Source organism: Enterococcus dongliensis, assembly GCF_031927985.1.
Lineage (GTDB): Bacteria > Bacillota > Bacilli > Lactobacillales > Enterococcaceae > Enterococcus_A > Enterococcus_A dongliensis.
This window is the reverse complement of the sequence record NZ_JARPZC010000035.1, coordinates 1-5673: the sequence shown is the minus strand read 5'-3', so window position 1 is coordinate 5673 and position 5673 is coordinate 1. Positions and strand designations below refer to the sequence as shown.

Below are 5673 nucleotides of genomic sequence, written 5' to 3'. Positions count from 1 at the left end.
CAAATTAAAATAACGATGGTTCATAGGGTTATCCAATTAAAACCGGAAGGTTAAAACCCTAACTCTAATATACAAGGCGGTATTCGTAATGGAGACTACAAAGGCAAGAAAGCAAGGGAATTCATTGATGATCGTGCTAAATAAACAATTAGATATAAAAGAGGGGCAAGAATTTTATGTTGTGAAAGATAAAAGCGGCGTGATTGAACTTATCCCTAAAGCAGAAGATATTTACGCCAATGTTGAAGTAGGAGATTTTTTAGATGATGAACTAGATGAATTATCTAAAGGTTATACACCACAAGGGAGTGAGTTAGATGATTGAGCAAGGGCAAATTGTGACGTTATCATTTGATCCCTCTAATGGAGCAGAGATACAGAAATACCGACCAGCTCTTGTCATGAGTCGAGATGAATATAATAAAAGTGGCCATCTGATTATAGTATGCCCTATTACCAGTACAGAAAAAAAGGCTCCGTATCTTATCCCTATAAATAGTGATGTGTTCAAGAAAGAAAGCAAAGTGAATATAAGACAAGTTTATTCACTTGATTATACAAAAGAAGGGAATCGAAACGTAAAAGTATTAGGAAATTTAGACCGAAAGGACTTTTTACAGGTAGCACAAATTTTCCTTCAAAACTTCAATTTCCCTTTTTAAAACACTTTAAGAAGCCTAGTGTTCACTAGATTTTTTATGAAAAATTTTTTTCAGAATAAGGTAGGAATGGGTGCTTTCAGCTACGGTGCGGTTGTCCTTACCTCAGAACAGCAATCCTTCTCTTTGACGATTGATCCATTCAATCCTTAGTGCTTCCGTTCCTTCCAGCTGCAAAGCCGGCACATGGACGAATCGCCATTTTTGTGAGACCACAATGTGTCGGTGCCAGTAGAATTTTCAAATCATGAATAGAACTATAAATATGTAGGAAGATAACTTTTTATGAATGATAATTATGATGCTTATCCGTTGTTATAAAGTGCTGATAATATAGACCAGGATCACCAACGCATCCAACAAATATAAAGAATAGTGGCCATAAATTCAATGAAGAATTATTAAACAGTCGTTTTATGTATAAGTTCAACTTTCTGAAAAATGTTGCTTTTTCGGAAAGTTGAATGGTGAGTATTTTGTTTAGGTATATAATTATCCGATACTGCGTTACTAGACTGACAATGGTTCGTAGTTTCTTTTTATTCCTTTTAAGGATATTTCATTCATTCTTGAAAAGATCTTAGTTACTGTTGATCGCATAAACACATGCAATTTTTCTTAGAAAGTTTTATAAATTGTTCTAACTAGCAGTTTAATTTGCAGCTATGATTTCTGAATGATCAATTTAATTTGATCACTGCCATAAGCTAGTTTGTTGTGAATGAGTTTGATTTAACCAAGTAATTCAAATTCTTTCTGCTGATTTATATATTGCAGAAATCTCAATTATTATTCATCTAAGATTCTCTCTTTAGTTACATAATATAGTTAAGCATCTTTCCAAAAAGATGTGTTTTTTCAGAAAAATTAAATAACGATCCATTTAACAAATGTATCTCTATAACAATAAATAAAGCTTAATTAAATAACGTATACGGCTTGACTTATTGGTATATGCCAATTATAATAGGTTTTGTAGGAGACTTCTCCCCTATTTCAAATTCATTTTAGGATGGTGATAAATATGTTAAAAGAAAAAGCAATTGAAAAAATAGACCAACTTCTTCTAGAGATGCCCTCTTATATCAGTGAATTTGTTGAAATAAAGACTGCTGATGAATACTCTCCGAATACAATTTTAGAATATTTAAAAAATTATCATCAATTCTTCCAATGGCTTGTTGCTAACGATCTTGTTCCAGAATCAAAAATCACTGACATTTCGGCCAATTCATTAGATAAGCTGCCACTAAGAGTTGCTACACAGTATAAGTCTTACCTTTTAAGAAGAAAAAAACAAAATTCTAAACAAATGAATACGGATGGCTCTGTAAAAGAATCTCAATCGACCTTAGCTAAAGTAACCATTCAAAGAAATATCACTGCTTTAAAAGTATTATTTAAATACTTAGCTGAAAGTTCGAACAATTCAATAAATAAGCCCTACCTCACACATAATATCATGCAAGAGATTACCAATGTGACTGATCGCCAGACGTTACAAGCTAGAGCTGATTTATTAGAAGATAAGCTCTTTCTTGGCGAAGAAACTGAAAACTATCTACAATTTATTAGCGAAATTTACCCTACTGAACTTTCAACTCAAGCAATGAAATATTACAAAAGAGATCGTGAACGAGATTTAGCGATCAATGCTTTGATGCTTGCTTCTGGCTTGCGTTTATCAGAAGTCATCAGTATCAATGTTGGAGACATCAATTTCGATCAAAATAGAGTTACAGTCATTCGAAAAGGAAATAAAACAGACTCTGTTCGTATTGCTGCATTTGCTATGGACTATTTAGCAACATACGCAAATATTCGGCAAGCTCGTTATCAACCCGATAAGTATGAAGCAGCTTTCTTCTTATCAATTAGCAAAGGATCTTCTAAACGGATCACGGGATCTGCCATCGAAAAAATGGTCGAAAAATATTCAAAACATTTTAGAGTTCGCGTAACACCCCATAAACTGAGACATACACTAGCCACACGTTTGTATCGACAAACCAATAATCTAGTTTTAACTGCGCAACAACTTGGTCACAGTTCAACAACAACGACAACACTGTACACACATATAGAAAATGATGAGACAACCGATGCTTTGAATTCACTTTAATGATGAGCTCTAAAATTTCTAAATCTAACTAGTTTTATCGTCCATTATTCCATCACTATATTAGATGATTGATAACAAACAAAAAAAGGCACTACCTTAATCAACATGAGCCACTATGAGTGTACTCTATTGTGTGTATTAAGAGATGTAATGGTGAATACTATCTATACAAATGGAAAGGAAACAACTCACAAACGAAATAAATATTCAAAGAATTCCTTCACAGTTTAAAGTATCTAGAGTTGTAAATTCAGTTCAACATCCGCTTGTTGTAAAAGTCGGCCAACATCTTTAAGAGACTTCTCTTTTACCAAAGTAACCATCTCAACTTCGTTGGAAAATATAATTTTTTGTGAAAAAGAATTCTCCAGTAGTTTTCTGATACTCTATAATTAAAAGACTCCTTTCGATAAAACAAGTGTTTGGTAGCCACTTATTAGTTTATCGAAAGGAGTTTATATCTCTAAAGCTAATTCATCCACGCTTAGAAGTACAAAGATGTATTATTATATGTCAAAGAAATTAGAAATCATGATGATTAAAAAACACTTAAATTATTTCTTTTTAAGTAATATATACTTAAACTCTGACATTAAAGTCTTGCAACATCTCCAAAGTTACCTTGTTAAATTTATTTCCGGTCACTAATTCTGAATTTAGGTAAAAATCTTCTTCAGGAAATATGCTCTGCAAAGCTAATATATTAGCTAGTACACATAAACTTAGTTCGGCTCCTGCCACTTCAATCCCATTTAGATCCTTATTCTTTTCAGCTAATTTCCGGATTTCTACTAGTGATTCAGGAGGTAACGTATAATAATTTTTCTTAAAAACTACTTCATTAGGTAATGGAGATAGCTCCTCAATTATTTTTAGCTTCGGTAATTCTTCTGCCTTATTTTTATATTCAATCGGTATATCTTTAGTAAATAAAACAAATTCTCTGGATTCTCTAGCTTTTTCTAAGCGTGTTTTTAGTTTCGGGATAAGTGCCTGAGCTCCTTGAACATAATTTTTATCCGTCATATCTAAAATCCGCCTTTGCATATCTACAATAACTAACATAATTCTTCTCTTATCTTCTTCTGCCTAAGAAAAATGAAACAATCAAAACTAAAATTATCGCACCGATAATCGAAGGAACAAGTGCCATTCCAGCAAGTGATGGTCCCCAATGCCCTAAAAGTGCTTGCCCTAACGCCGAACCCACTAATCCTGCAATAATATTTGCGATCCATCCCATGCTATTTCCTTTACCTGTGATGGCCCCTGCAATGACCCCGATAATGGCTCCCACGATTAATGACCAAATAAATCCCATGATGATTTCCTCCTATCTTTTACTTATTCTACGCGTGGTTCTCGAGCTTCTTCGATTTTTTCTTGTGCTTTATTCGTTCCACGACCAAGCGCACTTTTTGCCTTATCTGTTTGTTTTGCTGCAAAATGTCCAGTGGTTTTAGCTGCACTGGTTACCTTATCTTGAACAGTCTCACTATCTTCTTGGTACTCACCTTTTGACTTAATATCGACAACGTTGACATTTACTTCGATTACCTCAAGATGAGTCATGTGCGCAACCTCACCATGAATGACTTGTTTGATTTGATCGGCAATTTGAGGAATATCTCTTCCGTATTCAATGACTACGTCCATATCTACTGCCACTTGCTTTTTGCCCACTTCCGTTTCAATGCCAGAAGTAACATTATCCGTATTGACTAGTTTTTCCGCAATATTCGAGAAAAAACCGCCATCCACAGTCAACAAGCCATCAATTTGATCTACAGCAGTCCCCACAATTTTTTGAATTACCTTATCATCGTAAGTTAGCTCACCCTTAATGCTAGACTCTTTTACATCTGTAAGTTGCCCATTACTCCCATCGACAGACGTTATTCCAGCTGCTGTCTCATTATTCGTTTTGTTTTCAAAATTATTGACCATTATAAATTCCCTCCTATAAATAATTTTTTATTTCATCACAAAATTTTTCTAATCTTAATTCTTATTTCTGTAATTAAAAAATTCTTGAAATAATCCTGTTCTGTCCACATAAAATCCTAACATTACGCCTAATATCGTTAGAATAACAAGCAATAATGTTTTAAAAAAACCAATAGAAACTAGCAAGATTGCTAAAATCAGTCCTAATCCCCCAAAAACAAGTGGGAGTTTATATTGATAAATGAAATCTTTCATGTGCTCCCTCCTAGTCTACCCTTGAGTGATTTGTAGTTTGTCTATTTTTATTTTCATACTCTTTGTAGGTAATATCCACTTTAACTTTTTCTTTCGTTCCTAAAATCTCTTGCAGTTCATCCTCGATTTCCTCCATTAAAGCTCCTGTTTTTCCAATAATAGAGGAGGTTCGGGTCAATTGTCCGGTGACATATACTTTTAGTTTATTTTTTGTTGCTCGAACTTTTACTTTTGGCTCAGAAACAAAACCTACCTCTTTTAATTTTGAGTGGACAAATCCTTCTATCGCCTTTTTATCCAAAGACAATCGTCCGTTATCTTCTTTGATGACAAAAGTTTTCTTGATTCTCGGGTAAAAAATGAGCACTAAGATAACTATGAGTAGAGCGATAGAAAAAACAATTGCTGTCCAAAATAAAAACTGTTTAATATACATATTTGATAGTATATCTCGTAAAAAAATTACACGTCTCATACCAAAAGGAAATTCCAAATATGGTGACGTAATTATCGCCATCATCAATAGGACGGACAGTAATAACAACGAGAAAATAATTCCAAGCGCCTTGATTCCACGATTCATATTGCACCTCCTTGTATATTAGAGTTAGGATTTTAACCTTCCGGTTTTAATTGGATAACCCTATGAACCATCGTTATTTTAATTTGGTATTAACTCATTCATTTTGA

8 protein-coding genes are annotated in these 5673 nt (G+C 33.7%); 3 read left to right on the top strand and 5 right to left on the bottom strand.

The features are described 5' to 3' along the window. Positions 1 to 88: 88 nt before the first annotated feature. From mazE to xerS, 3 genes are all read left to right on the top strand, one after another. Entirely contained in the window at positions 89 to 325 is a 237-nt protein-coding gene (gene mazE / locus P7D84_RS13470) for a type II toxin-antitoxin system PemI/MazE family antitoxin (protein ID WP_311806759.1), read from the top strand. Beyond that, positions 318 to 662, top strand: a complete 345-nt coding sequence (locus P7D84_RS13465; protein WP_311806758.1) for a type II toxin-antitoxin system PemK/MazF family toxin — start codon at positions 318 to 320, stop codon at positions 660 to 662. Before mazE ends, P7D84_RS13465 begins: the two co-directional genes overlap by 8 nt. Before the next feature lie 1021 nt (positions 663 to 1683). Next, positions 1684 to 2781, top strand: coding sequence for a tyrosine recombinase XerS (gene xerS / locus P7D84_RS13460; RefSeq protein WP_311806757.1), 1098 nt, complete (start codon positions 1684 to 1686; stop codon positions 2779 to 2781). A gap of 579 nt (positions 2782 to 3360) precedes the next feature. On the opposite strand, the gene P7D84_RS13455 is transcribed toward xerS, so the two are convergent. Genes P7D84_RS13455 through amaP form a run of 5 tightly spaced genes read right to left on the bottom strand, consistent with a single transcriptional unit; the run spans position 3361 to position 5566 of the window. Further along, entirely contained in the window at positions 3361 to 3846 is a 486-nt protein-coding gene (locus P7D84_RS13455; RefSeq protein ID WP_311806756.1) for an isochorismatase family protein, read from the bottom strand. Between the two features lie 10 nt (positions 3847 to 3856). Then, positions 3857 to 4102, bottom strand: a complete 246-nt coding sequence (locus P7D84_RS13450; RefSeq protein WP_311806754.1) for a GlsB/YeaQ/YmgE family stress response membrane protein — start codon at positions 4100 to 4102, stop codon at positions 3857 to 3859. 23 nt (positions 4103 to 4125) lie between these two features. After that, entirely contained in the window at positions 4126 to 4728 is a 603-nt protein-coding gene (locus tag P7D84_RS13445) for an Asp23/Gls24 family envelope stress response protein (protein ID WP_311806752.1), read from the bottom strand. Between the two features lie 54 nt (positions 4729 to 4782). Then, positions 4783 to 4983, bottom strand: coding sequence for a DUF2273 domain-containing protein (locus P7D84_RS13440; protein ID WP_311806751.1), 201 nt, complete (start codon positions 4981 to 4983; stop codon positions 4783 to 4785). A 10-nt stretch (positions 4984 to 4993) separates the two neighbouring features. Continuing rightward, positions 4994 to 5566 carry an alkaline shock response membrane anchor protein AmaP gene (gene amaP / locus P7D84_RS13435; protein WP_311806749.1) on the bottom strand — a complete coding sequence of 191 codons (573 nt, stop codon included), beginning with the start codon at positions 5564 to 5566 and terminating at the stop codon, positions 4994 to 4996. Positions 5567 to 5673: the final 107 nt, after the last annotated feature.

Excerpts from the sequence above, each read along its gene's own strand:
- mazE (WP_311806759.1), top strand. The coding sequence starts at position 89 with ATGGAGACTACAAAGGCAAGAAAGCAAGGGAATTCATTGATGATCGTG.
- P7D84_RS13465 (WP_311806758.1), top strand. The coding sequence starts at position 318 with ATGATTGAGCAAGGGCAAATTGTGACGTTATCATTTGATCCCTCTAAT.
- xerS (WP_311806757.1), top strand. The coding sequence starts at position 1,684 with ATGTTAAAAGAAAAAGCAATTGAAAAAATAGACCAACTTCTTCTAGAG.
- P7D84_RS13455 (WP_311806756.1), bottom strand. The coding sequence starts at position 3,846 with ATGTTAGTTATTGTAGATATGCAAAGGCGGATTTTAGATATGACGGAT.
- P7D84_RS13450 (WP_311806754.1), bottom strand. The coding sequence starts at position 4,102 with ATGGGATTTATTTGGTCATTAATCGTGGGAGCCATTATCGGGGTCATT.
- P7D84_RS13445 (WP_311806752.1), bottom strand. The coding sequence starts at position 4,728 with ATGGTCAATAATTTTGAAAACAAAACGAATAATGAGACAGCAGCTGGA.
- P7D84_RS13440 (WP_311806751.1), bottom strand. The coding sequence starts at position 4,983 with ATGAAAGATTTCATTTATCAATATAAACTCCCACTTGTTTTTGGGGGA.
- amaP (WP_311806749.1), bottom strand. The coding sequence starts at position 5,566 with ATGAATCGTGGAATCAAGGCGCTTGGAATTATTTTCTCGTTGTTATTA.